This window comes from Streptosporangium sp. G12, from assembly GCF_052983175.1.
This window is the reverse complement of record NZ_JBRIQO010000006.1, coordinates 172,289-195,209: the sequence shown is the minus strand read 5'-3', so window position 1 is coordinate 195,209 and position 22,921 is coordinate 172,289. Positions and strand designations below refer to the sequence as shown.

At 70.4% G+C, this 22,921-nt stretch carries 19 protein-coding genes; 7 read left to right on the top strand and 12 right to left on the bottom strand.

The features are described from left to right. Positions 1-2 precede the first annotated feature (2 nt). Positions 3-3,524 carry an AAA family ATPase gene (locus ACVCAG_RS11655; protein WP_440083344.1) on the bottom strand — a complete coding sequence of 1,174 codons (3,522 nt, stop codon included), beginning with the start codon at positions 3,522-3,524 and terminating at the stop codon, positions 3-5. A 137-nt stretch (positions 3,525-3,661) separates the two neighbouring features. Between ACVCAG_RS11655 and ACVCAG_RS11650 the strand changes: the two genes are divergently transcribed. Beyond that, positions 3,662-4,699, top strand: coding sequence for a GTPase (locus ACVCAG_RS11650; protein WP_440083343.1), 1,038 nt, complete (start codon positions 3,662-3,664; stop codon positions 4,697-4,699). Positions 4,700-4,899: 200 nt separating this feature from the next. Here the strand turns inward: ACVCAG_RS11650 and ACVCAG_RS11645 are convergent, their stop codons facing one another. The 3 genes from ACVCAG_RS11645 to ACVCAG_RS11635 all read right to left on the bottom strand — a co-directional run bounded on the left by ACVCAG_RS11645 (position 4,900) and on the right by ACVCAG_RS11635 (position 7,181). Next, entirely contained in the window at positions 4,900-5,664 is a 765-nt protein-coding gene (locus ACVCAG_RS11645; RefSeq protein ID WP_440083342.1) for a MerR family transcriptional regulator, read from the bottom strand. 15 nt (positions 5,665-5,679) lie between these two features. Beyond that, the gene (locus ACVCAG_RS11640; protein ID WP_440083492.1) at positions 5,680-6,570 is read right to left on the bottom strand and encodes a CPBP family glutamic-type intramembrane protease; all 891 of its coding nucleotides are present in this window, start codon (positions 6,568-6,570) and stop codon (positions 5,680-5,682) included. 206 nt (positions 6,571-6,776) lie between these two features. Continuing rightward, positions 6,777-7,181, bottom strand: a complete 405-nt coding sequence (locus ACVCAG_RS11635) for a RidA family protein (protein ID WP_440083341.1) — start codon at positions 7,179-7,181, stop codon at positions 6,777-6,779. A 129-nt stretch (positions 7,182-7,310) separates the two neighbouring features. Between ACVCAG_RS11635 and ACVCAG_RS11630 the strand changes: the two genes are divergently transcribed. Continuing rightward, entirely contained in the window at positions 7,311-7,691 is a 381-nt protein-coding gene (locus tag ACVCAG_RS11630; protein WP_440083339.1) for a winged helix-turn-helix transcriptional regulator, read from the top strand. Positions 7,692-7,874: 183 nt separating this feature from the next. Beyond that, a complete protein-coding gene (locus ACVCAG_RS11625; RefSeq protein ID WP_440083338.1) occupies positions 7,875-8,483 on the top strand; it encodes a TetR family transcriptional regulator in 609 nt (202 codons plus the stop codon). 589 nt (positions 8,484-9,072) lie between these two features. On the opposite strand, the gene ACVCAG_RS11620 is transcribed toward ACVCAG_RS11625, so the two are convergent. From ACVCAG_RS11620 to ACVCAG_RS11600, 5 genes are all read right to left on the bottom strand, one after another. Further along, positions 9,073-10,638 (bottom strand): alpha-amylase family glycosyl hydrolase, encoded by a 1,566-nt coding sequence (locus ACVCAG_RS11620; RefSeq protein WP_440083337.1) that lies wholly within the window; start codon positions 10,636-10,638, stop codon positions 9,073-9,075. Between the two features lie 40 nt (positions 10,639-10,678). Beyond that, positions 10,679-11,659, bottom strand: a complete 981-nt coding sequence (locus tag ACVCAG_RS11615) for an ABC transporter permease subunit (RefSeq protein WP_440083336.1) — start codon at positions 11,657-11,659, stop codon at positions 10,679-10,681. A 16-nt stretch (positions 11,660-11,675) separates the two neighbouring features. Further along, positions 11,676-12,593, bottom strand: coding sequence for an ABC transporter permease subunit (locus ACVCAG_RS11610; RefSeq protein ID WP_440066576.1), 918 nt, complete (start codon positions 12,591-12,593; stop codon positions 11,676-11,678). A gap of 71 nt (positions 12,594-12,664) precedes the next feature. Then, on the bottom strand, positions 12,665-14,038 hold the full coding sequence (locus ACVCAG_RS11605) for an extracellular solute-binding protein (RefSeq protein ID WP_440083335.1): 1,374 nt from the start codon (positions 14,036-14,038) through the stop codon (positions 12,665-12,667). A gap of 289 nt (positions 14,039-14,327) precedes the next feature. Next, a complete protein-coding gene (locus tag ACVCAG_RS11600) occupies positions 14,328-15,356 on the bottom strand; it encodes a substrate-binding domain-containing protein (RefSeq protein ID WP_440083334.1) in 1,029 nt (342 codons plus the stop codon). 573 nt (positions 15,357-15,929) lie between these two features. On the opposite strand from ACVCAG_RS11600, the gene ACVCAG_RS11595 reads away from it, so the two are divergent. The 4 genes from ACVCAG_RS11595 (at position 15,930) to ACVCAG_RS11580 (ending at position 20,007) form a co-directional block, all read left to right on the top strand. Continuing rightward, positions 15,930-16,397, top strand: a complete 468-nt coding sequence (locus tag ACVCAG_RS11595) for a hypothetical protein (RefSeq protein ID WP_440083333.1) — start codon at positions 15,930-15,932, stop codon at positions 16,395-16,397. Then, on the top strand, positions 16,349-17,935 hold the full coding sequence (locus tag ACVCAG_RS11590) for a multicopper oxidase family protein (protein WP_440083332.1): 1,587 nt from the start codon (positions 16,349-16,351) through the stop codon (positions 17,933-17,935). The genes ACVCAG_RS11595 and ACVCAG_RS11590 overlap by 49 nt, the downstream gene beginning before the upstream one ends. A 130-nt stretch (positions 17,936-18,065) precedes the next feature. Continuing rightward, entirely contained in the window at positions 18,066-19,439 is a 1,374-nt protein-coding gene (locus ACVCAG_RS11585; protein ID WP_447189823.1) for an FAD-dependent oxidoreductase, read from the top strand. 280 nt (positions 19,440-19,719) lie between these two features. Continuing rightward, on the top strand, positions 19,720-20,007 hold the full coding sequence (locus ACVCAG_RS11580; RefSeq protein WP_440066564.1) for a Fe-S cluster assembly protein HesB: 288 nt from the start codon (positions 19,720-19,722) through the stop codon (positions 20,005-20,007). 99 nt (positions 20,008-20,106) lie between these two features. On the opposite strand, the gene ACVCAG_RS11575 is transcribed toward ACVCAG_RS11580, so the two are convergent. The 3 genes from ACVCAG_RS11575 to ACVCAG_RS11565 are packed head-to-tail and all read right to left on the bottom strand — an operon-like array spanning position 20,107 to position 22,761. After that, entirely contained in the window at positions 20,107-20,580 is a 474-nt protein-coding gene (locus ACVCAG_RS11575) for a hemerythrin domain-containing protein (protein WP_440083330.1), read from the bottom strand. Between the two features lie 32 nt (positions 20,581-20,612). After that, positions 20,613-21,794: an alcohol dehydrogenase catalytic domain-containing protein gene (locus tag ACVCAG_RS11570; protein ID WP_440083329.1), complete on the bottom strand. Its 1,182-nt coding sequence runs from the start codon at positions 21,792-21,794 to the stop codon at positions 20,613-20,615. Between the two features lie 19 nt (positions 21,795-21,813). Beyond that, positions 21,814-22,761: a TIGR03557 family F420-dependent LLM class oxidoreductase gene (locus tag ACVCAG_RS11565; protein ID WP_440083328.1), complete on the bottom strand. Its 948-nt coding sequence runs from the start codon at positions 22,759-22,761 to the stop codon at positions 21,814-21,816. Positions 22,762-22,921 lie beyond the last annotated feature (160 nt).

Here is a 22,921-nt window from a genome sequence, read left to right as displayed (position 1 = left end):
GGTCACAGCAGCGACAGGGCCCGGGCGGCGACCCCGGCCATGCCCAGGCGCTCGGCCAGGCGCAGCGCGCGGCGGAGCAGGCGGGCGGAATCCTCTTCGGAGCCTCCGAAGGCGTCTCCGAAGAGGACCCCCGAGGCGCCCGCGCCGTCCCGCAGGCGCAGCGCCCTGGCACGGTCGAGGTGGAGGTGCGCGATCAGCGGTGAGGCGGCGCCGGCGAGCGGGAGCGCCTCGTCGAAGCACCGCAGCGCCTCCTCGGCGTCCCCCTCGGCCAGCGCGAGCAGCCCGAGATAGCGGTCCGTCGGCCCCAGCAGGATCGTGGGCCACCCGGCGAGCGCGATCTGCCCCCGATGGGCCGACAACCGCTCTCGCACGAGGGCGCCGCACCGCGACAGCTCGGGATCGCCGTGGCCCGCCTCGATGAGGAGCGCGCACGACTCGGCCAGCAGGGCCAGCGTCGGAACCGACCACCCGTCGGGCGGCAGCGCGCCGAGATCGGAGGTCTCACGGAAGAACGCCCTCAGCCGGTCCCTCGCGTCCTCGTGCCCGCCGATCTCGCAGAGCGCCAGGATGAGCGCCGCGCGCCAGATCGGGAAGTACTCGTACTCCACCACCTGCCTGGCGAGCCCGGAGCCGAAGAGCTCTCCCAGCCTTCCCTGCTCACGCAGCAGCCAGTAGTGCTGCCCGATCAGGGTCTGCCGCAGGGTGTCGGCGGCCACTCCCCCGCTCTCGCCCTCCTTGCCGAGCTGCTCCCACTCGGCCAGGACGCGCTCCTCGGCGCGGCCGAACTCCCCGTGCCACACGTCCATCAGCGTGTCGAGGGTGGTCTGCAGCCAGGGGCCGAAGACCCGGTGGTTGCGCGCGACGTGCCTGCGGTGACCGGCCACGGTGGCGGCGGCCTCTCTTAGGCGGCCCAGCCTCAGCTGGTCGATCGTGAGGGCGACCATGGCCTCGCTGCGAAAGTGCGCGGACGCCGCCTGGATGCTCGCCTCCTGGAGCCGCTCGGCGATGCCCAGCAGCTCCTTCGGGTGCGCAAAGTCGTACAGGCCCCATCTGCACTCGTTCAGCACCTCGCAGCGGATGAGCGGCCCGGCCCCGGACTCCTCCAGCTCGCGCAGCGTCGCGCGGGCCAGCTCCACCCCGGGCCGCAGGCCGGCGTACGTGGGGTCGAGGCTGTCGCTGACCGCCATCGTCAGCTTGTGGGCGAGATGCGCCCGCAGCTGCAGCCGCAGCGGGACCGCCTCCTCGCCGGTGTCGTCGCGGAGCGCCTCCAGGCTGTCGCTCAGCACGTGCAGCAGCTGCCGGTCGGCCTGTCCGGGATCCGACCAGCGGCGCGCCAGCCTGATGGCCGCCACCGCCGCGAGCCTCGGCAGGCTCTCGCCGTCGCGGTGGGCCCGCAGGTACAGGCGCTCGGCCTCCTCCAGGTCGCCGGCGTCGGTGCGCGCGTCCCCCAGCGTGATCAGCAGGCCGGTCCGGGTCTCGGTGTCGCACCGCAGCTCCAGCCCGGCCAGCGCCCACGTGATCGCCCCCTCGGTGGCGAAGCCGCGCTGCTGCGCCCGCGCGGCGCCCAGGCAGGCCGCGGCGACACGTTCCCGGGCCAGCCCGCTTCCCGAGGAGCGGGCGTGTTCGGCGACGCGCACCGGCAGCGCCGGGTCGATCCAGCCGTCCCCGGTCGTCCGCGCCATCCGCTCGTCCAGGCTTTCGAACGCCCGGCGGTGCAGCTCCATGGCGAGTGCCGGATGGCGCCTCAGCTCCTGGAGCAGGCTCTCCCTGGCCGTGTCGTGACCGAAGCGCAGTCCCTGGTGGTCGACGACCGTTCCGGCCGTCACGGCCACCGCGCGCCTGCGGTTCGCCTCCCGGGTGTCGAGTTCCAGCATGCCCGCGACGAGATCGGGGTCGATCTCCCTGCCCAGGGCGGTGACGGCCGCCGCGGCGAGCCAGCGGAACATCGGGCTGGAGGCGGTGTCGTGCCGGGGGCGGTCGCGGGGGAGGTCACCGGCCTCGGTGATCCGGCACAGGTCCAGCGGCAGCCCCCCGGTCTCGTCCACGGCCCTGCAGGTCTCGGCGCGCGTCGGTTCGCGGCCCCACGCCGCGCCCAGCCACTCCGCCACCTCCGCGGCCCCCAGCCGGGACAGGGCCAGCACGTCCATCCGTCCCCGCCGGCGCGACGGCTCGGAGCGGTCGGTGAGCACGAAGCCGACGGGGGCCTCCCCGAGGGCCTCCCGCACGTTGTGCAGCAGTTCCTCGGCGTCGGAGCGGAGCAGGTGGGCGTCGTCGAAGGCGACCAGGAGACCGGCGCCGGCGGTCAGGCGCAGCAGGGAGACCAGGAGGGCGACCAGCCGCCGCGGATCGCGTTCGTGGCCGGGCCCGCCGAGCGAGACGAACAGGCCCGCCGACATCAGGCCCTCCAGCGTCTCGCGCTCCTCGGCGCCGAGCGGGACGGCCGGGGCGGCCAGGTCGCGCCGCAGGTCCTCCCAGAGGGTCCCGACCAGCACCCGCCACGGCTGCAGGTCGCCGAACTCCTGGCACGGGACGGTCACCATGCGCATCCTCGGGGGCAGGAGCACGGCCAGCTCCTCCACCAGCCTGGTCTTGCCGACTCCGGGGACGCCGCAGACGGCCAGGGCCACCGGCTCGCCGCGTTCGAGCCGCCCGGCCAGCGCGGAGAGCCGGAGGACCTCGTCCCTGCGGCCGATCAGGGACCGCGGGCCACCGTGACCGTAGGCGTGCCCGCGGGCGGCGGGGGGCGGCGACGGCGGGCGGCCGAGGCCGTGCCCGCGCAGGGCCAGCAGGTCCCGCGCCCGGCTCACCGCGTCGTCCCCCGGGGAGATCGCGCGGCGCCGCTCGATCAGCTCCCTCGCGGTGACCGCTCCCTCGTCGCGCAGGGTGATGAGGAAGCGCAGCAGCCACAGCGGGCCGCTGTCCTCCTGCCCTTCGGCGGCGACCTCGCCGGTGAGGAACGCCGCGTCGCCCAGCAGGTCGAGCCGGATGGCGACGCGGGCGACGAGCCTGATCAGCTCCCGGCGCCGCTCCCGCAGCCGGGCGTGGTAGCTCTCGCAGACCCTGGGCGGGATCCACCCGCCCGCCAGCGACGCGAACGGGTCGCCGGACCACTCCCCGAGGGCCTCCCGCAACGTCCGCAGGGACGCGGCGAGGTCGCCCCTCTCCAGCAGCGTCCGCCCGTCGCGCAGGTACGCCTCGAACCTCCGCGTGTCGACGGTGGCGGCGAGGCGGCCCGGGGCGTCCTCGACCAGCTCGTAGACGTGCGAGCGCCTGGCCCGCGGGATGTCCAGCCCGCTGCCGCGCAGTAGCCCGCGCAGCCGCGAGACCGGCGGCGCCACCTCCACGTGCCTGTCCGCGGAGGGCTCCGACAGCCCGGCGGCCAGGGCGGCCGGGGAGATCGGGCCGCGGGCGGAGACCAGCATCGCCAGCGTCTTCGCCAGCTGCGGGTTGATCTTCTGCGGCACCCCGTCGATCACGATGTCCACCGCGCCGAACAACCTGATCTCGAAGCTCGCCACGTCCACCGCCCGGGGGGATCGATTCGTGTTTTCCGGCGACGGCTCCGGCTGCAAGGTCGTCGCAAGGTCGTCCGCCCCATCGTGGACAGGAGCGTGAAAAGCAGCTCGAAGCGCTCGACAACGATGTCACAGGAGATGACCGCATGGCCAAGATCGATGATTTTTCCATCGGCCCGCCGGGCGACGGCCCGCGGAGAAAGGCCGGAGAGAATGGCCGGCGCGGAAGAAGTGCCGAATTAGATAAACCACTAAGTGTGGCAATAATGGGACAAACGGGAGTAGGTAAGACTTCGCTGCTGAATTGCCTGTTCGGCACCGATCTCGCCGTCGGTCACGTCCGGCCGGTCACCCGGAGACCGGAGCCGGTCTCGGTACCCGGCGCCTCGGGCCACATGCTGACCTTCTGGGACATGCCGGGAATCGGGGAGTCCGCCGCCGCCGACGAGACCTACCTGGCCATGTACCTGGAGAGGCTGGTCCAGTGCGACGTCGTCATCTGGGCCTTCCACGCCGACAGCCGCTCCACCGCCTACGACGAGCAGTGCCTGAGCGGGCTGCTCGACGGTGTCGCGATCGAGACGCGGCGGCTCGTCATGAGCAAGCTGACCTTCCTCCTCACCAAGGCGGACACCCTGACCCCGCCCCCGTGGATCTTCGACATGCGCGGGGAGCGAGGCACCTTCGCCCCGGGCGGGGCACTCCTGCGACGCCTGGAGGAAAAGGCCGCCTACTACGAGAGCGTCTTTCTCGAACCCCGCGCGGACATCCTCCTCACGAGCACCTACGGCACCGGGGAGTTCACCGTCTCCGACGAAAGGCTCGGCTTCGACCGGCGCGGTGTCCACTATCGCGGCTATTTCTCGCAGCGGGTGTGCGACGCCTACTCGGCGCGTTATCCGGCACACCGGGAGGTTTTCTCCCGCCTGCGCGACAACCATCGCGTGCTGCCCTGCTCGGCGCTGTTCAGGTTCAATCTCACGCGGCTGATGACCGGCGTCGTGAACAGGCTCGGCCCGACGGCCGTCTTCCGCTTCCGGCGCCTTCTCCAGGACGTCGACGAGCTCTCCGCCGTGCCGGTGGCCACGGCGCGCACGTACGGCAACATGATGATCTGGGACGGCGAGCGCGGCGCCAAGGCGTTCGACCTCACCGAGATCCCGCTGTCGGCTTCTCCGCCGTGAACGACCGAGCTTGCGGCTCCTCGCCGTCGATGGCTTCGAGGATCCGGTCCGCGTCAGGCTCGGCGGCAATTCGACGAGCGTCGCCCCTGGAGTGCCCCGGCGGGTGATCCGCGCCCCGCGCGCCGGTGAGATCGACCGAGCGGTGCGGCGGAGTTCTGCCGGCACGCTGTGCTGCGTCTCAGGGAGATTCCTTCCGGGTGTTACTCCCCTCCACCGACTCCGTCGCGCGGCCCTGAGCGTACATCGCCACCGGCTGTGCTGATCATCTGTGCCCGGCGTAGCACGTCGATCTGAGCGCGGTTGTAGAGGGCTTCGAGGGCACGGCCGAGGGCGGTTCGGGCAGCTCGGACCTGCCGCGGCGCGGAGGCCTTGAGCTCCAACGTGACCGAGTGATCGGTGGTCGCGCCGTCGATGAACGGTGCGATCTGCTCGGCGAGGGCCTGCCTCGTGGTGTCGTCGGCGTCCTCGGGGAGGTCGCGGAACTCCTCGTCGAGTGCGAGGTTGGGGCGTGCCTCGAGGGTCCGCCGTACGGCGTCCATCGACTCGTCCGAGAACAGTTGGGCGTAGATCGTGAGGAGGGCGCGATCGTTGTCGCGCAGGTGCTCCGCAACGCCGCTGAACCCGGTCGGCACGTCCGCTGACGCGCCCGGCTCGGACAGCGTGGCCAGTGCCTGCCGGATCTTCTGGAGTCGCTCCACCGTCGCCTCGAGCTCGGCGTCGACGGTCCGGAAGATCGAGGCTTGACCGTCGGCGTCCGTTCCCATCGCGGCCACCTGTGCGAGCGGCACGCCCAGCCCGGTCAGTCGCCTGATCTGCAGCAGCCGCGTCAGGTGGTGGACCTCGTACCGCTTGTAGCCATTGGGTTCGCGGTCAGGCTCGTCGAGCAGGCCGATCTCGTGGTAGTAGCGCACCGTCTTCACCGTGGTCTCCGCGAGCTCGGCTATCTCACGAGTGCTCCAGGTCATGGGTTGCCCGCCTCCTCATGCGGTTCCGCGGGTCCGGCGACGCCGCTCGCGCAGCCAGACCAGGACGACCATGCCGACGTTGACGGCGGCGAGGATCAGCAGGGACGCGTCGCCGGTGTCGGTGGATCGGTCGAGAGGGAACGCCTCGCCGTCCGCCATCAGTGTATTGACGGTCGTCGCCACGACGTTGTTGGCGACGTGGAACGCGACCGGCGCCTCGACGCCCCTGCTGATGATCGCCATCAGCCCGGTGCAGACGCCGAACACGACGTAGTAGCCGAACAGCCAGGGGTCGGTCGACCCGTGGACCACGGCAAAGGCCAGGCTGGAGACCACGAGCCCGACGACCAGCGCCGGGCGAACCGCACGCACCCAGGATGCGGCGGCGGGCAGCACGGCGCTTCGGAACATCAGCTCCTCCCCGGCGGCCTGTATCGGAGTGGTCAGGAGGGTGATCACCAGCATGGCGATCGTCGTGGCGCTCACGCCGAAGGCGGTCCAGCCCGGAGCGTCGGGGGCGACCAGGGCCACGACGCCGATCCCGGCGCCCAGCAGCGGCGCCGCGCCGAGAAGGTACTGCGTCAAGCGGCGCGCGTCGAACGCTCGCGGTGAGCTGATCAGGCTGCGCCACGGCACCTTCGCCGTCCACGCCAGGAGCCCGATCGCCAGCGCACCGGCCGCGCCCACGCTGACGTTGACGGCCAGGAACTTCAACGGCGTGAAGGTGGCCGCCATCGGGTCGCCGCTGCCCTCGACGATGCCGACGATCTGGTAGAGCAGGATCTGCAGGACCACCATCACCAGCGGCGGCACGATGATGACCACGAGCGGCTTCCACCAGCTCATGCGGAGGTGCGCGCCGAACGGCCGGGAGTCGTCGACGGCCGGCCGGGAGCGCTCCTGCATCAAGGGGCCCGGGTTGCTCGAGGCCACGGGGTTCGGGCGACTCGTCGCGTCTCGGAGATCGTCGGGTCCTGGCACATCCATCGGGAAGGGTTTCCTCTCGGGGTCGAATCGGTTGCCGCGCTCATGAGCGAACACCATGCCCTGGGGGCACACTCAAGTCGCCCGGACGTCGCAGGTCCCCGCTACTCGCACCTGGTGTGACCGCTTCAGTCGATGACCGCGGTGACTTCGGCCTCGATGAGGATGCCGGGCTCGAAAAGCACGTCCACTCCGATCAGCGCGGCCGGTGGCGTGGCGATGTCGAACTCGCGGGCCGCCTGTTCGACGCCCGCGTTGAAGGTGTCGTACATCTCTCTCTTCCAGCCTGCGGCGTACCACGTGACGCGGACGACGTCGTGGAACGTCGCTCCGGCCGCGTCCAGCGCTTTGGCGACGTTGCGGTAGACCTGGGTGACCTGCCCGGCGAGGTCGCCCGGTGCCACGAGTTCGCCGTTCTCGTCCCAGGCGACCTGTCCCGCGATGTGAACCTGCCTGCTCCCCCTCGCCACCGCGACGTGGTGGTAGAGCGGGACCTGGACATGCCTGTCGGGGTTGATGAGCGAAACAGTCACGAGATCTCCTGATCGGTTATGTGATCGAGGCGCCGGAGGGGCGCCCGTGCTCTCTTGCGGTTACTCGGAAACCATAGGAGAGTGTGCGCTGACGTGGAAGAACGCACTTTTTAGAGACTGGGGAACCTCATGGTGACCAAGCAGTTCGCGGGCACGGCCGACGAAGCGGACCTGAGGCGCGCGGACTCCCTGGCGCGGGAGATCTTCTCGGATGTCGCCAACAAGTGGGCGCTGCTCATCATCGAGGCTCTCGGTGAGCGCACCCTCCGCTTCAGCGAACTGCGCGACGAGGTCGAGGGCATCAGCCACAAGATGCTCACCCAGAATCTGCGCATGCTGGAGCGCAACGGCCTGGCCGAGCGGAAGGTGTATCCCACGGTGCCGCCGCGGGTCGAGTACACCCTCACCGCGCCGGGCCAGGCCCTGCGCGCGACGGTTGACCTCATCTGCGGCTGGACCCACCAGCACTTCGGCCACATCGAGACCGCCCGCCGGCGCTTCGACGCCTGACGGCTCGGTTCACGTGGACAGGACGAAGGACGCCCCTGAAGACCTGATCGGCTGACCGGAGTGGTCTTGCCTTCACGCAGTCCCGTGTGGAGTACCCTCTGCTTCCGCATCGATATCGATCGAGGTGGAAGCAGAGGTCAGCGTATTCTGCATCGATCACTACAGAATGGTTAGACTGCGGGAGTGGAGACCGGGAAGCCCCGCCCGATCGGCCGGCCGCGGGGATTCGATGCCGACGAGGCACTCGAGCGCGCCCTGCTGATGTTCTGGGAGCAGGGCTACGAGGGGGCCAGTCTGGCCAACCTGACCGACGCGATGGGCATCTCCACCACCAGCATGTACGCCGCCTTCGGCAACAAGGAGGAGCTCTTCCGCAAGGCCCTGGAGCGCTACACCGAGGGCCCGAGCGCCTACCTGGCCCGAGCCCTGGACGAGCCGACCGCCCTCGGCGTCGTCACCGCGATCTTTGCCGGCACCGTCCGAACCACCACCCGCCCGACCGGTCCCAACGGGTGCCTGGGCGTCCAAGGCGCCCTGGCCGCCGGCGACTCCAGCCGCGGAGCCCGCGACCTCCTCGTCGCGTGGCGCGACAGCGGCTACTCCCGCATCCGGGAACGGTTCGAACGAGCCGTCGACGACGGCGACCTACCACCGGGGACCAGCCCGGCGCTGCTCGCTCGCTACGTCACCGCCTTGACCTACGGCATCGCCGTGCAAGCCGCCGGCGGCGTCGGCCGCGACGAACTCCAGGACATGGCCGACGCCGCCCTGCGCAACTGGCCACCCTGCTGAGAACCGCCCGGTGTCCGCCTTCGCGGACAGCCTGTGTTTGTCAACCTGGTTCGGCACCAAGAGCATCAGGCGCTGCCGGTGGAGAGTCCCCTGCCGCGTCTCGGTCAAGGTGCCCGGCTGATTCTTGAAGCGACGACTCCTGCGTTCTGCGCAGCCTGGCCGGGCTGTGACGCTTCTCGACGTTCACGAGCCGTCCCGGCCGGTTTCGCATGACCGTTGACCGCGGTCACCCGTCTCCGTCCCCACAGGTCCACGCCCTTCTGAAGTGATCGATGCGGAAATCGACGCAGGTCGACTCCCATGGGCTTCTCGAGGGCACCGGGATCGCCTTACCCGGTGCCCTGCAACTGCCGTACAGAAAGGGACATCTGATGTCCGACAGTGATCTGCGCGGGTTCCACCCGCGCTACATCGATGAGCTCAGCGCCCACAGGTTCGATCAGATGTACGAGTTCATCGACGATCGGACCGTGTGAAACCCATGACCGTCACACTGATCACCGGGGCCAACGGGGTCCGGCCGGTCAGGGGCGCCCAGGGCCGCCGGGACGCCGGCGGCCCCGAGTCGGGAGTCCCGAGGGGTGCGGGGTCAGGCCGTACGGAGCCAGACGGCGGTGTCGGAGGGGAGCAGGTTCCCCTCCAGCGGGCCGCTGGCCAGCAGGACCGACTCGTGCTCGGGCAGGGAGGCCGGCTCCTGGCCGAGGTTGACCACGCAGACCAGGCCGGACTCCCGGCGGAAGGCCAGCACCTCGTCCTGCGCGTCCAGCCAGGTCAGCGTGCCGTCGCCGAGCAGCTCGCGGCGCAGGTGCAGCCCGGCGCGGTAGAGGGTGAACATGGACGTGGGGTTGGCGGCCTGCGCCTCGGCCGTCAGCGCCTTCCACTCCAGCGGCTGCGGCAGCCACGTCGGCCCGGCGCCGAACCCGAACGGCGGCTCGTCGCCCGACCACGGCAGCGGCACCCGGCAGCCGTCACGGCCGCGGTCGGTGCGGCCCGAGCGGATCCAGATCGGGTCCTGGCGCAGGTCGTCGGGGATGTCCTCGACCTCCGGCAGCCCCAGCTCCTCGCCCTGGTAGACGTAGAGGCCGCCGGGCAGCGCCATCGCCAGCAGCGCGGCCGCGCGCGCCCTGCGCTCGCCCAGCACCGGGTCGGAGGGCATGCCGTGCTTGCGGTCGGCGTGGCTGAAGGAGGTGTCGGCCCTGCCGTACTTGGTCACCGGGCGGGTCACGTCGTGGTTGGACAGCACCCAGGTGGGGGGCGCGCCCAGCGGGATGTGCGTGGCCAGGGTCAGGTCGATCGACCCGCGCAGCGCGGCCGCGTCCCAGGTGCACGCCAGGAAGTCGAAGTTGAACGCGGTGTGCATCTCGTCGGGGCGAAGGTACTGGGCGAACCGCTCCTGGTCGGGCAGCCACACCTCGCCGATCAGGATCCTGTCCTCGTACTCCTCGGCCACCCTGCGCCAGCCGCGGTAGATCTCGTGGACGCCGTCGAGGTCGGTGTAGGCCTCCTCGCCTCCCAGGCTGTCCATGTCCTTGACCAGCAGGGCGGCCGAGTCGATCCGGATGCCGTCCACCCCCCGGTCGAACCAGAACCGCAGCACGTCGTGGAACTCCTCGACGACCTCCGGGTTGTCCCAGTTGAAGTCGGGCTGCTCGGGGGCGAACAGGTGCAGGTACCACTCGCCGTCGGCGATCCGGGTCCACGCGGGGCCACCGAAGATCGACTGCCAGTCGTTGGGCGGCAGCTCGCCGTTCTCCCCCCGGCCCGCACGGAAGTGGAAGCGCTCCCGCTCGGCGGAGCCCGGCCCGGCCTCCAGCGCCTGCAGGAACCACTTCTGCCGGTGGGAGCCGTGGTTGGGGACGATGTCGGTGATCGTCTTGATGCCCAGGGCATGCGCCTCGGCGATGAACTCCTCCGCCTCGGCGAGCGTGCCGAACGATGGCTCGATGTCACGGTAATCGGCCACGTCGTACCCACCGTCGGCCATCGGCGACGGGTACCAGGGGTTGAGCCAGATCGCGCCGACGCCCAGGTCGGAGAGGTACGGCAGGCGCGCGCGGAGTCCCGCGAGGTCGCCGACGCCGTCGCCGTTGCCGTCGGCGAAGCTCCGGAGATAGACCTGGTAGATCGCGGCTCCCCGCCACCACGTTTCGGACATGCTGGAACAACTCCTTAGTAGCTGTGGGTGGGTGACGAGGTCAGCCCTTGAGGCTGCCGGCGGTGAGGCCGGCCATGATGCTGCGCTGAAAGACGAAAAAAACGATCATCGTCGGGATGCTCGCGATCACCAGCGAGGCGATCAGCACGTTCTGCGGCATCTGCGCCGAGAGCGAGGCGATGCCCACGCTGATCGTCATCTTCTCCCCGTCCGGCAGCACCAGCAGCGGCCAGACGAAATCCTTCCAGACGTTGACCACGGAGAGGATGGACACCACTCCGAGGATCGGCCGGGAGACGGGCAGCACGATCGACCAGAGGATACGCGCCGGAGAGGCGCCGTCGATCTGGGCGGCCTCCAGCAGTTCCCTGGGGATCGAGTCGAAGAAACGCTTCAGCAGGAAGATGAAGAACCCGTTGGCCGCGGCGGGAAGCCAGATCACCCACGGGGTGTTCAGCAGGTCCCAGCCGAAGATCGGCATGTCCTTGACCGTCAGGTAGGCGGGCAGCAGGATGACCATCGGCGGGATCATGAGTGTGGCCAGCATCATGCCCAGGACCAGGTTGCCCAGCACCGGCCGCAGCTTCGACAGCGCGTAGGCGGCCGAGACGTCGACGGCGAGCGTGAACAGCCAGGCGCCGCCGGCGTAGATGACGGTGTTGGTGAGGAACAACCCCAGGTCCAGCTGGTCCCACGCCTCGGCGTACACGCCGAAGTCGAACGACGTCGGGAAGAAGCTCGGCGGGATCTGGGCGAGCTCCTCGGGGGTCTTGAGCGCGCCGGTGACCATCCAGTAGAGAGGGAACACGAACACGGCGGTGAACAGGAGCACCACGAAGGTCAGCACGGCGCGGTAGATCAGCCGCCCGTGCGGGGTGGTGAGGGTGTGCGGGGAGACCAGGCTCCGGAACTCCCTGGTCGGCTCCTTGGGCTTGCGCGGCCGCCGGGCACTCTTCCCGGAACCCCGCTCCTGCGGCGGGGCGGGAGCCGGGCGACGTGGTTGAACGGTGAGGTTCGACATCGGCTCAGCTGCCTCCTTAGCTCTGGTTGTCCCGCGACAGGCGCAGGTAGAAGGCGGAGAACACCATCAGCACGACCATGAGCATCAGCCCGAGCGCGCCTCCGGCGCCGAAGTCGCCGAAGTTGAAGGCGTACTGGTACATGAGGTAGGCGACGGTGAGCGTCGCGTTCTCCGGGCCGCCGCCGGTGAGCAGGTACGGCTCGATGAAGACCTGCATGGTCGCCACGATCTGCAGCAGCAGCATCACCAGCAGGATGAGCCTGGTCTGCGGGATCGTCACGTGCCAGACCCGCTTGAAGAGCCCGGCGCCGTCCAGTTCCGCGGCCTCGTACAGCTCGCCGGGGATGCTCTGCAGCGCGGCGAGGTAGATCAGCGTGCCGGTTCCCAGGTTCATCCAGGTGGAGACGATGACGAGGGAGATCAGCGCGGTGTCGGTGGAGTCGAGCCAGCTCAGGGCCGGCAGGTGCGCCAGGTCCAGGATCTGGTTGAACAGGCCGGCGCCCGGGTCGTAGAACCACTTGAACAGCAGCACCCCGACGGCGGGCGGCAGCATCACCGGGAGGTAGACGATGAACCGCAGGTAGGCCCGCGCGTGCCGCAGCTCGTTCAGGACGATCGCCGCCACGAACGGGACGACGTAGCCGAACACGAGCGCCAGGCCGGTGAAGGCGATGGTGTTGATCCACGCCTGGGCGAACGCCGAGTCCTCCGTCACGGTACGGAAGTTGTCCAGGCCGACCCAGGTGGGGTCGTCGACGAAGTTCGTCTGCTGGAAGCTGAGCAGGACCTCCCTCACCATGGGGTACCAGGAGAAGAAGGCGAAACAGATCAGCGCCGCGCACAGGAACCCGTAGGCGGTCAGGTTGCGTCGCAGCCCTCGCCGGAACGCTCCCGGCTTTCGCCGCCGTGGACCTTTCACGGTCAAAGTGGTCATCGGTTGACTCCCGATATCAACATGAGTGTCGGGGTGCCGGCCGACGGGCCGGCACCCCGGGTGTCAGAAGGTCAGCTCGACTTCGCCAGCACCTTGTTCGCCTTGGCCTCGGCGTCGGCGAGGAGCTTGTCGATGTCGGCGTCCTGCCTGGTCAGCACCGCCGACATGGCCACGTCGAGGATCGCGTAGAGCTCCTGCGACTTCGGCGGCTCAAGCTTGTTCTGGATGGCCGCGGAACCCTCCACGAAGGGGGCGAAGTTCTCCACGGGGACGGTGGCGTTCGCCTTGCGCAGCTCGGTGATCTCCTTGCCCGGCGCGGTGTCGCCGTACAGGTCGGGGATCGGCAGGCCGACGGGGCGGCCCTGCTGCTTGCTGCGCGCGTAGTTGAACTGGCCCTGACCGGGGGTCAGCTCGTGGAACTCCAGCCACAGCATGGCGGCCTTGATCTTCTCGGGCGTGGCCTTGGGGTTGATCATGTAGCCGTCGCCGCCGCTGAGCGAGGCCTTTGCCTCGGGCAGGGCGGTGACCCCGTAGTCCTCGAACTTGCCCTTGAAGTCGTTGTTGACGGCCTGGACGACGTCGGGGGCGCCGATCATCATGCCGAGCTTGCCGCCGCCCATCATCCGCATCAGGTCCTCCCACTGGAGGAGCTGCTTGGCGCCCATGCTGTTGTCGGTCCAGCGCATGGTCTTGAGGTTCTCCAGGACGGCCTTGCCCTCGGGGCTGTTGAAGGCCGCGGACTTGCCGTCGGGGGTGACCATCTCGCCGCCGCGCCCGTAGAGGGAGGCGGCGAAGTGCCAGCCGCCGGTGTTGCCGGCGCTGTACTCGCCGAAACCGACGTATCCGGGGCCGAGGGCGCTGATCTTCTTGGCGGCCGCCTGCACCTCGGCCCAGGTCTTGGGCGGTGCGGCGGGGTCGAGACCGGCCTGGGTGAAGAGCTTGCGGTTGTAGACCAGGCCCATCGAGTAGTTGTTCCTGGGCAGGCCGTAGAGCTTCTCACCCTCCTTGAAGGTGGCCAGGACGTCGGGCCTGATGTCGTTCAGCAACTTGATGCCGCCGACGTACGGGGTGATGTCGGCGGCCTGGCCCGCGGCGATGATCTTCTTGATGTCGGTGAAGTAAACGTAGAAGACGTCCTCCATCGAGCCACCGGCCAGCTTCGCCTGGAAGGTGTCCGGGTTGATGCAGGGGAAGGCGTCCTTGCTGTCGATCGTGATGTGCGGGTGCAGCTTCTTGAACGCTGCCACGTCCTCGTCCCAGGCGGTGCGCTCCAGCGGGTTGCTCTTCGGCGGCTGACAGCCGACGGAGATCGTGACCGGAGCCTCGGCCCCGGCGGCACTCGGCTTGGTTTCCGCGGCCTGTGATCCGCTGTCGTCGTTGCCGCACCCGGCGGCGGTGAGCGCGATGGCTGCGGCGAGCAGCATCGAGAGCTTGGGGGATTTCATCCGAGGCACTCCTTGGCGGGTCGGTTGCGAGAAACATATAGAGGCGTGCAGGAACTAGCAAGAGCCCGTCAATTCAGATGCAAAAAAGTGACAGTGATCCATCGGCCATCTTCCGGTAACACCTCCGCCGCGCGCGAGAACCCCGCCCCACCTGGGGCTACACGGACATGACACGGAGTGGAGTCATCCACTTGCGGGAAGATGCTTGGTGACGTCATCTTCCTGTCGAAATTTTTAGAGACGACTGCCGGGAAGAGGGCGGGAGGAGCCGGCGGCGGTTCGGGAACGGTCAGGCCGGTACGGCCCCGGCCCTGGGCGCCGCCGGCGCGGTGGAGGCGCGGACCACGAGTTCGGGGTCGAACAGCAGCTCGCCCCCCGGCAGGGCGGCGGCGTCGATCTGGGCGACCAGCAGGTCCACGGCCGCGCGGCCCATCGCCTCGATCGGCTGGCGCACCGTGGTCAGCGGCGGGTCGGTCCGGTTCATCATGGCCGAGTCGTCGTACCCGATCACCGAGACGTCGCGCGGCACCGCCAGCCCCTCGCGCCGGGCGGCGCGCACCGCGCCGAGCGCGAGCAGGTCGCTACCGCAGATCAGGCCGGTGACCCCGCGCCGCACCAGCCGGGTGGCGGCGGCCTGGCCGCCCTCCATCGAGAACATGGCGTGCTCGACGAAGCGGTCGCCGAAGTCCATGCCGTGCGCCCGCGCGTAGGCGGCGAAGGTCTCCAGCTTGCGGCGCGACGGCATGTGGTCGGCAGGCCCGAGGAGCATCCCGACGCGCTCGTGCCCGAGGGCGCGCAGATGTCCGGCCGCCATCTCGGCGGCGGCGACGTCGTCGCAGGAGACCTGGGAGAAACCGAGGTGTCCGACCGAGGCGTTCACCAGGACGGCGGGCAGGCGCCGCTCCAGGATGCGCGCGTAGTGCTCGTGGGAGGCGTCCCCGTCGGCGTACGCGCCTCCGGCGAAGACCACGCCCGAGACGTGCTGCGCCAGCATCAGGTCGACGTAGTCGGCCTCCTGCAGCCCGCCCGAGGTGCGCGTGCACAGCACGGAGGTGAACCCCTGCTGGGCGAGCGCCCCGCCGACGACCTCGGCGAACGCGGGGAAGACCGGGTTGTGCAGGTCGGGGAAGACCAGGCCGACCAGGCGGGCGCGGTCGCGGTGCAGCCGGGTCGGGCGCTCGTAGCCGAGGGCGTCGAGCGCCGTCAGCACGGCGTCCCTGGTCGACTCGGAGACGCCGCGCCTGCCGTTGAGCACGCGGCTGACCGTCGCCTCGCTCATCCCGACCCTCTTGGCCACCTCAGCAAGCCTCCGCGTCATACCCGCAAGCATACGGCGGCTTTCGCAAGCGTTTACATCCGCTTTGCGGATCGGTGTCATACCGGCTCGCGGGGATGACGTGTCATGACAGTCCGAGATGTGGGCTTCATGCCCGGATGAAGTCGATTGCCGGACCTCAACTCGCTGCTCGCGCGGCCTCGCCGGGCAGCTCCACCTGCCTGCGGAGCCTGAGGGGATCCACTCGGCGTCACATCCACGACAGCAGGGAACGCACGACGAGCACTTCTTTGCGGAATAAGGACTAAATATTGCGGTCAGCTGTTCGTCATCCTGTGGTTTTTGTATCATCTGATACCGCTCTTCTGCCGAGACGGCGGCATCGCCACACGGCCACCGACGGACGAAGGGGTGACCCGGCCACATGGCCGGGTCACCCCTTCGGGGCGTGCGGACGTCAGGCGGGCCGCGCGGCACCCGTACTCCCCCGGTCGTACACCCGGGGGCGACCGGCCCCGTGTACACCACGAGAAGTACGGCCGAGCGCTTCGCCGGGATGACGACGCCCGCGCCCCGGACCGGGAACCTGGACACCGAAATCCGACGGAGGTGTCCATGAGTTCCCCACCCGCTCCGACCGGGCGGGCCCGCGTGCCCGTCCCCGCGGACCCGGCCCGCGTGCCCGCCCGGACCGATCCGGCCCGCGTGCCCGCCTGGATCGTCTGGTCCCTGCGGGTCACCGCCACCCTGCACCTGGTGACCGTGCTCGGCCAGGCGGTCACCGCCGGCATGTTCGTCACCGGGAAGGTGGACCTGCTGGCCCATCACAATCTCGGCGCCATGGTGACCACGGCGCTGGTGGGCCTGCAGCTCATCGCCGCGATCGCGCTGTGGCGACCGGGACGCGGCCCGCTGTGGCCGCTCGGGGTGAGCGTCCTGCAACTGGCGCTGGTGAACGCCCAGATCGTGCTGGGTCAGGAGCGCATGGTCGCCGCGCACATCCCGCTGGCGATGGTCATCTTCGGCCTGGCCGTGTGGATGACCGCCTGGACGTGGCGGGGTCGGCGGAGGGCGGCCGCGTGATCTCCAGAAGGCGTTTCCTGGGCGGCGCGCTCGGCGTGACGGGCCTGGCCGCGGCCGGATGCGGTGCGGTCTCGGCCGAGACCGCGGGCCAGGTCCTGTCCAGCGCGCTGCCGCTGCCCAGGCCGTTCACCGTCCCGCTGCCGATCCCCGCCGTGGCGCGTCCCGCGCGGCCGGGACACTACGAGGTGGTCCAGCGTCCTGCGAAGGTGGAGATCGTCCCGGGGACGACGACCGAGGTCTGGGGGTTCGACGGCACCTTCCCCGGGCCGACCTTCCAGGTGCGGCGCGCGAGCCCCGTCACGGTCCGGGTCCGCAACGAGCTGCCCGTGCCGACCTCCACGCACCTGCACGGCGGGGTGACCCCGGCCGGCTCCGACGGCTATCCCACCGACCTGGTGGTGGCCGAGGGCCGCGGCTTCCGACCCCCGCCCGGCGGCCACTCCCACCACGGCATGCGCATGGATCCGTCACAGTGGACGCTGCACGCCGGGGCCAGGGACTACGCGTACCCGCTGGACCAGCGGGCCGCCACGCTCTGGTACCACGACCACCGGATGGACTTCACCGCCCCGCAGGTCTGGCGGGGGCTGGCCGGATTCATGATCGTCGGGGACGACGAGGACGACGCGCTGCCGCTGCCCAGGGGCGAGCGGGACGTCCCGCTGATGATCTGCGACCGCGCGTTCGAGGAGGACGGCTCGTTCCGCTACCCGGCGACCGATCCCAGCCTGCTGGTGAGCGCCGGGGTCGAGGCCGCCTACATGGAGGGCGTCGAGGGTGACGTGATCCTGGTCAACGGCGCCCCCTGGCCGGTGCTCGAGGTCTCGGCCACCCGCTACCGGCTGCGGCTGCTCAACGCCTCCAACGCCCGCCGCTACCGGCTGGAGCTCACCCCCGGCGGCAGGTTCGTCCAGGTCGGCAGCGACGCCGGGCTGCTGGCCGCCCCCGTCGCACACGAGGCGATCACGATGGCCCCCGCCGAGCGGTTCGACGTGGTCGTCGACTTCTCCGCCTACCCGGTCGGCACCGAGGTGACGATGGTCAACACCCTCGGCACCGGCCCGGCGCGCGACGTGATGCGCTTCCGCGTCGCGCGCCGGGCCCGGGAGGACGGCGCGGTGCCGGGGCGCCTGGCGGCGGTCGAACCGGCCGTCAGGTCGTCGGCGGCCGCCTCGCGGCTCTTCGACTTCCGCAGGACCGGGCAGGGCCCGGACGCCGCCTGGACGATCAACGGGCTGCCGTTCCGGCCCGGCAGCCCGCTGGCCCGCCCCCGGCTCGGCACCACCGAGGTCTGGCGCCTCACCAGCGACTTCCACCACCCCGTGCACGTGCACATGGCCCACTTCCAGGTGCTGTCACGCAACGGCCGGGCCCCGGCGGCCACGGACGGCGGCTGGAAGGACACCGTCGACCTCCGCCCGTACGAGGTGGTGGAGGTCCTGGTGCGCTTCGAGGGCTTCCGGGGGCGCTACATGATGCACTGCCACAACCTCGAACACGAGGACATGGCGATGATGGCCGACTTCGAGGTGGTCTAGCGCTCCGGTGCCACGTCGCGGCCCGTCCGGCCGAGGTCTCGATGAGCGCGGCGGCGTGGCGAAGCGGCCGTTTGGGAGCCTCCTGCCGAGGAAGCCGTACCATCGGCGGTCCACAGGGGGGATGGGAACGATGGCGGAACGACTGGTGGTGATCGGCGGCGACGCCGCGGGGATGAGCGCGGCCTCCCAGGCCAGGCGCCGGCGCGGGCCCGGCGATCTGCGGATCGTCGCCTTCGAGAAGGGCGCGCACGCCTCCTACTCGGCCTGCGGCATCCCCTACCTCGTGGGCGGGGAGGTCACCGACGTGGAGTCGCTGATCAGCCGGCGCCCGGAGGTGTTCCGCGACGAGCTGGACATCGACCTGCGGCTGCGCAGCGAGGTCGTCGAGATCGACCTGGGCCGGCGCGCGGTGGCCGTGCGCGACGAGCGGGGCGGCCGGGGCTGGGAGCCGTTCGACCAGCTCGTGGTCGCCACCGGCGCCGTGCCGGCCCGCCCCGACCTGCCCGGCGCCGGCGCCGAGGGGGTGTACGGGGTACAGACCCTGGACGACGGCATCGCGCTGCTGCGGGCCCTGGAGGACGAGCCGCGCAGGGCGGTGGTGGTCGGCGGCGGCTACATCGGCCTGGAGATGGCCGAGGCGATGGTACGGCGCGGGCTGGAGGTCTCGCTCGTCGACGCCGCCGAGCAGCCGATGGGCACGCTCGACCCCGACATGGGCGCCCTCGTCGCCGACGCCCTGCGCGACCTGGGCGTGAAGGTGCACCTCGGCGAGCGCATCGAGGGCTTCGAGGAGTCCGGCGGGCGGGTCACGGCGGCCCGCACCGAGAACCGGACCCTGCCCGCGGACCTGGTCGTCCTGGGGCTGGGCACCCGGCCGAACAGCGCGCTGGCCGAGGCCGCGGGCATCCCGGTCGGCGAGACCTCGGGGATCGTGACCGACCGGCGGATGCGGACCCCGGTGGAGGGCGTCTGGGCCGCCGGTGACTGCGTCGAGAACTTCCACCGGGTCTCCCGGCGGCCGGTGGCGATCGCGCTCGGCACCCACGCCAACAAGCAGGGACGCGTCGCGGGCATCAACATCGGCGGCGGGCACGCCGCCTTCCCCGGCGTCGTGGGCACCGCGGTGTCCAAGATCTGCGAGTACGAGGTGGCGCGCACCGGCCTGACGACCGCGGCGGCGCAGGAGGCCGGGTTCGAGCCGGTCGGCGGGATCGTGGAGTCCACCACGCGCGCCGGATACTACCCCGGCGCCCGCGAGATGAAGATCAAGACGATCGCCGACCGGGGGACGGGCCGCCTGCTGGGCGCCCAGATCGTCGGCCAGGAGGGCGCGGCCAAGCGGATCGACGCCCTGGCCGTCGCCATCTGGCACGAGATGACGGTGGAGGAGATGTCGGGGCTCGACCTGTCGTACGCTCCCCCGTTCGCCCCGGTGTGGGACCCCGTACTGATCGCCGCGCGCAAGGCGGCCGAGCACATCGACCGCCTCGACGGGAAGGCCTGACCGCTCGGTGGCTCACCGGCCCGGCACCCGCCGTCGCCCAGGGACGCGGCAGAGACATGATCCACCAGAGCCCGGTGGCTCCGCACCGCCGTCGGTCCGCCGCCGAAACCACACCGTCGTCCGCGCCGTCGTCCACGCCGTCAACCGCCGGCCCGGCCCGGCCGGGTCGCGGCGCGCTCGCGTGATCGCCTGGTCGCGGGAAACACCGGGGAGATGGTTGGGCCGGATGAGAGCGGGCAAGGGCGAAGAATCGAAGGCCCGATACCGACAAGGAGGAGCAATGCTCACATTGACGGACACGGCTGCCCAGGTAATCCGGGATCTCAGCTCGCAGGTGACAGACTCTCCGGATACCGGGGTTCGCATTTCATCCCAGAGCGACGGGACCGGATCGCTCGTGCTCTCGATCGCGGAACACCCCGAATCCGCCGACAGGGTGGTGGAGTCGGAAGGAGCACGGATCTTCCTCGACCCGCAGGTCGTGGACATGCTCGACGACAAGTCGCTGGACGCCGACGTCGACGAGGGGGGCGGCGTCGCGTTCCTCGTCACCGAACAGCATCACTGACCACTCCGGGTGGACCCGGCACGCGGGCCCCGGTCCCCTCGCGGGACCGGGGCCCGTGCGTGCTCTTCCCGGGGACCTCTCCGCGGGGCGCGGGCGAGGTCAGGCGCGGGCGCTGCTCAGGGCGAGCGGGTCCCTGGGCGCCGTGGGCTTGGCCTTCTCCATCTCCTCACCGAGCTCCTGGAGCCTCTTGCGCCCCATGGCCTCCCGCACCTGCGGGAACCACTCCTGCTCCTCCTCCTCGACGTGGTGGCGGACGTTCTCGATCAACACCGTGACCTTGGCGTCGAACCGCTCGTCCTTGGGATCGAGCTTGGCCAGCTCGGAGAGCATCCAGACCACCACGTGGTGCTCCTCGACGCTCTCCAGGACGTGGTCGGAGGTCTCCGGAACGCTCTCGCGGGCGGCCGGGTAGAAGATCTGCTCCTCGATGTGGGCGTGGGCGGTGAGCTCCTCGATGATCTGGTCGACGAGTTCCCGCTTCTTCTTGTACGCCCGCTCGCCCGCGTTCTCGAACTCCTTGAACAGCTTCTCGACGGTCTTGTGGTCGTCCTTGAGCAGAACGATCGCGTCCATCTTTCTCCTTCCAACGACATGTGCCGGTGTGATCAGGGGTTGAGCAGGACCTTGATGGCCCCGTCCCGCTTCTTCTGGAAGATCTCGTAACCGTGCGGCGCCCGGTCGAGGGGGAGCCGGTGGGTGGCCAGGTCCATGACCCCGAGGGGGTCGGAGTCGTCGGTCACCAGCGGCATCAGGTCGTCGATCCAGCGCTTGACGTGGGCCTGGCCCATCCGCAGGGTGACGCCCTTGTCGAACATCCTCAGCATCGGCATCGGGTCGGCCATGCCGCCGTAGACGCCGACGACGGAGATCGTGCCGCCGCGCCGTACCGTGTCGACGGCCTGGTTGAGCGCGGCCAGCCGGTCCACGCCCGCGTTGGACATCAGCGGGGCGGCGATCGCGTCGGGCAGCAGGCCGGTGACGGCGTGGGCGAACTTGGCGACCGGGGAACCGTGCGCCTCCATGCCGACCGCGTCGATCACGGAGTCGGTGCCGCGCCCGCCGGTCAGCTCCCTGACCGCCTCGGGGATGTCGCCGGTCACGGAGGCGTCGAGCACCTCGGCGCCGTGCCTGCGCGCCATCGCGAGCCGCTCGGGCACCCCGTCGACGCCGATGACCCGGTAGCCGAGGTGCCTGGCGATCCTGCAGGTCATCTGCCCGATCGGGCCGAGCCCGAAGACGGTGACGCTCCCGTCGCCGGGGATGTCGGCGTACGCCACCGCCTGCCAGGAGGTGGGCAGCACGTCGGACAGGTAGACGAACCGCTCGTCCGGCGGCCCCTCGGGGACCTTGATCGGGCCGAACTGCGCCTGCGGGACCCGCAGGTACTCGGCCTGCCCGCCGGGGACCTCGCCGTACAGCCTGGTGTAGCCGAACAGGGCCGCGCCCATCCCCTGGTCGCGGACCTGGGTGGTCTCGCACTGGGCGAAGAGGTTCAGGCCGCACATGTGGCAGTGACCGCAGGAGATGTTGAAGGGGATGACCACCCGGTCGCCCGGCTTGACGGCGGTGACCTCGGGGCCGACCTCCTCCACGACGCCCATCGGCTCGTGGCCGAGGATGTCGCCCTGTCCCATGAAGGGCCCCAGCACCTCGTACAGGTGCAGGTCGGAGCCGCAGATCGCGGTGGTGGTGACCTTGATGATCGCGTCGTTCGGCTCCTTGAGCACCGGGTCGGGAACCTCCTCGACCCGTACGTCGCGCTTGCCGTGCCAGGTGAGAGCTTTCATGATCTTCTCCTCGGGGGTGTCAGCGCAGCCGGGGCAGGACCTCTTTGGCGTAGAAGTCGAAGAAGGCGTCCTGCTCCTGGCCGATCTGGCTGATGTAGACCTCGTCGAAGCCGGCGTCCACGTACTCCTTGATCGCCCTGACGTGCACCTCGGGATCGGGGCCGCAGGGGGCGGCGATATCGTCCTCGGTCACCATCTCGGCGAGCTCCTCGAAGTGGCGGGGCAGCGGCAGCAGCTGCGAGGCCTCGCCCTGGATGCCCTGGGTCGGCCAGATCCGGTGCGCGGTCTTGCGGCCGGTGGCCTCGTCGGCGGCGTAACAGACCTTCAGCCCGCCCTGGGAGGGCTTGCCCGCGCCGCCCGCCTTGTGGAACTTCTCCACCAGCTCGGCGCTCGGGGAGGTGCAGATGTAGCCGTCGGCGATGCGCCCGGCCAGCTGCACGGCCTTGTCCCCGAAGGCGGACATGTAGACGGGCGGCGGCTCGTCGGGAAGGGTGTAGAGGCGGGCGGTGTCGACGCGGTAGTGCTCTCCCCGGTGGGTCACCAGCTTCCCGCTCCACAGCTCCCGCATGAGCTCGACCGCCTCCTCGAGCATCTCCAGCCGCTCGGAGGCCGGGGGCCAGTGCGAGTCGATGATGTGCTCGTTGAGCGCCTCACCGGTGCCCACGCCGAGCCGGAACCGGCCGCCGGACAGCGCCGCGCTGGTCGCGGCGGCCTGCGCGATGATCGCTGGGTGGGTGCGGACCAGCGGGCAGGTGACGGCGGTGGTGATGGGCAGCGAGGTCGCCTCCGCCACCGCCCCGATCACCGACCAGACGAACGGGCTCTGGCCCTGCACGTCCAGCCAGGGGTGGAAGTGGTCGGATATCCACAGGCCCTCGAAGCCCGCCCGCTCGGCGAGCTTGGCCTGCCGTACGAGCTCCGCCGGCCCGTGTTCCTCGCTCGACAAGAAGTATCCGAACGTGGTCATTTTCCCCTCCCCGATCATCTGAGCTGCAGTGACGTCTCCCTTACCCCATCCGCGAAGGTCAAACGAGGGGGTGTGCGGGGGTGGGCGCGATCTCCCCCCTGACCTCCCCGAGGAAGCCGCGCAACCCGGCGGCGAGCTCGACCGGGGCCCTGCCCCGCGA

What these genes read in the sequence shown, in the direction of transcription:
- ACVCAG_RS11650 (WP_440083343.1), top strand. Translation starts at nt 3,662, where the DNA reads ATGGCCAAGATCGATGATTTTTCCATCGGCCCGCCGGGCGACGGCCCG.
- ACVCAG_RS11645 (WP_440083342.1), bottom strand. Translation starts at nt 5,664, where the DNA reads ATGACCTGGAGCACTCGTGAGATAGCCGAGCTCGCGGAGACCACGGTG.
- ACVCAG_RS11640 (WP_440083492.1), bottom strand. Translation starts at nt 6,570, where the DNA reads ATGCAGGAGCGCTCCCGGCCGGCCGTCGACGACTCCCGGCCGTTCGGC.
- ACVCAG_RS11630 (WP_440083339.1), top strand. Translation starts at nt 7,311, where the DNA reads ATGGTGACCAAGCAGTTCGCGGGCACGGCCGACGAAGCGGACCTGAGG.
- ACVCAG_RS11620 (WP_440083337.1), bottom strand. Translation starts at nt 10,638, where the DNA reads ATGTCCGAAACGTGGTGGCGGGGAGCCGCGATCTACCAGGTCTATCTC.
- ACVCAG_RS11615 (WP_440083336.1), bottom strand. Translation starts at nt 11,659, where the DNA reads ATGTCGAACCTCACCGTTCAACCACGTCGCCCGGCTCCCGCCCCGCCG.
- ACVCAG_RS11610 (WP_440066576.1), bottom strand. Translation starts at nt 12,593, where the DNA reads ATGACCACTTTGACCGTGAAAGGTCCACGGCGGCGAAAGCCGGGAGCG.
- ACVCAG_RS11605 (WP_440083335.1), bottom strand. Translation starts at nt 14,038, where the DNA reads ATGAAATCCCCCAAGCTCTCGATGCTGCTCGCCGCAGCCATCGCGCTC.
- ACVCAG_RS11600 (WP_440083334.1), bottom strand. Translation starts at nt 15,356, where the DNA reads ATGACGCGGAGGCTTGCTGAGGTGGCCAAGAGGGTCGGGATGAGCGAG.
- ACVCAG_RS11595 (WP_440083333.1), top strand. Translation starts at nt 15,930, where the DNA reads ATGAGTTCCCCACCCGCTCCGACCGGGCGGGCCCGCGTGCCCGTCCCC.
- ACVCAG_RS11585 (WP_447189823.1), top strand. Translation starts at nt 18,066, where the DNA reads ATGGCGGAACGACTGGTGGTGATCGGCGGCGACGCCGCGGGGATGAGC.
- ACVCAG_RS11580 (WP_440066564.1), top strand. Translation starts at nt 19,720, where the DNA reads ATGCTCACATTGACGGACACGGCTGCCCAGGTAATCCGGGATCTCAGC.
- ACVCAG_RS11575 (WP_440083330.1), bottom strand. Translation starts at nt 20,580, where the DNA reads ATGGACGCGATCGTTCTGCTCAAGGACGACCACAAGACCGTCGAGAAG.
- ACVCAG_RS11570 (WP_440083329.1), bottom strand. Translation starts at nt 21,794, where the DNA reads ATGAAAGCTCTCACCTGGCACGGCAAGCGCGACGTACGGGTCGAGGAG.
- ACVCAG_RS11565 (WP_440083328.1), bottom strand. Translation starts at nt 22,761, where the DNA reads ATGACCACGTTCGGATACTTCTTGTCGAGCGAGGAACACGGGCCGGCG.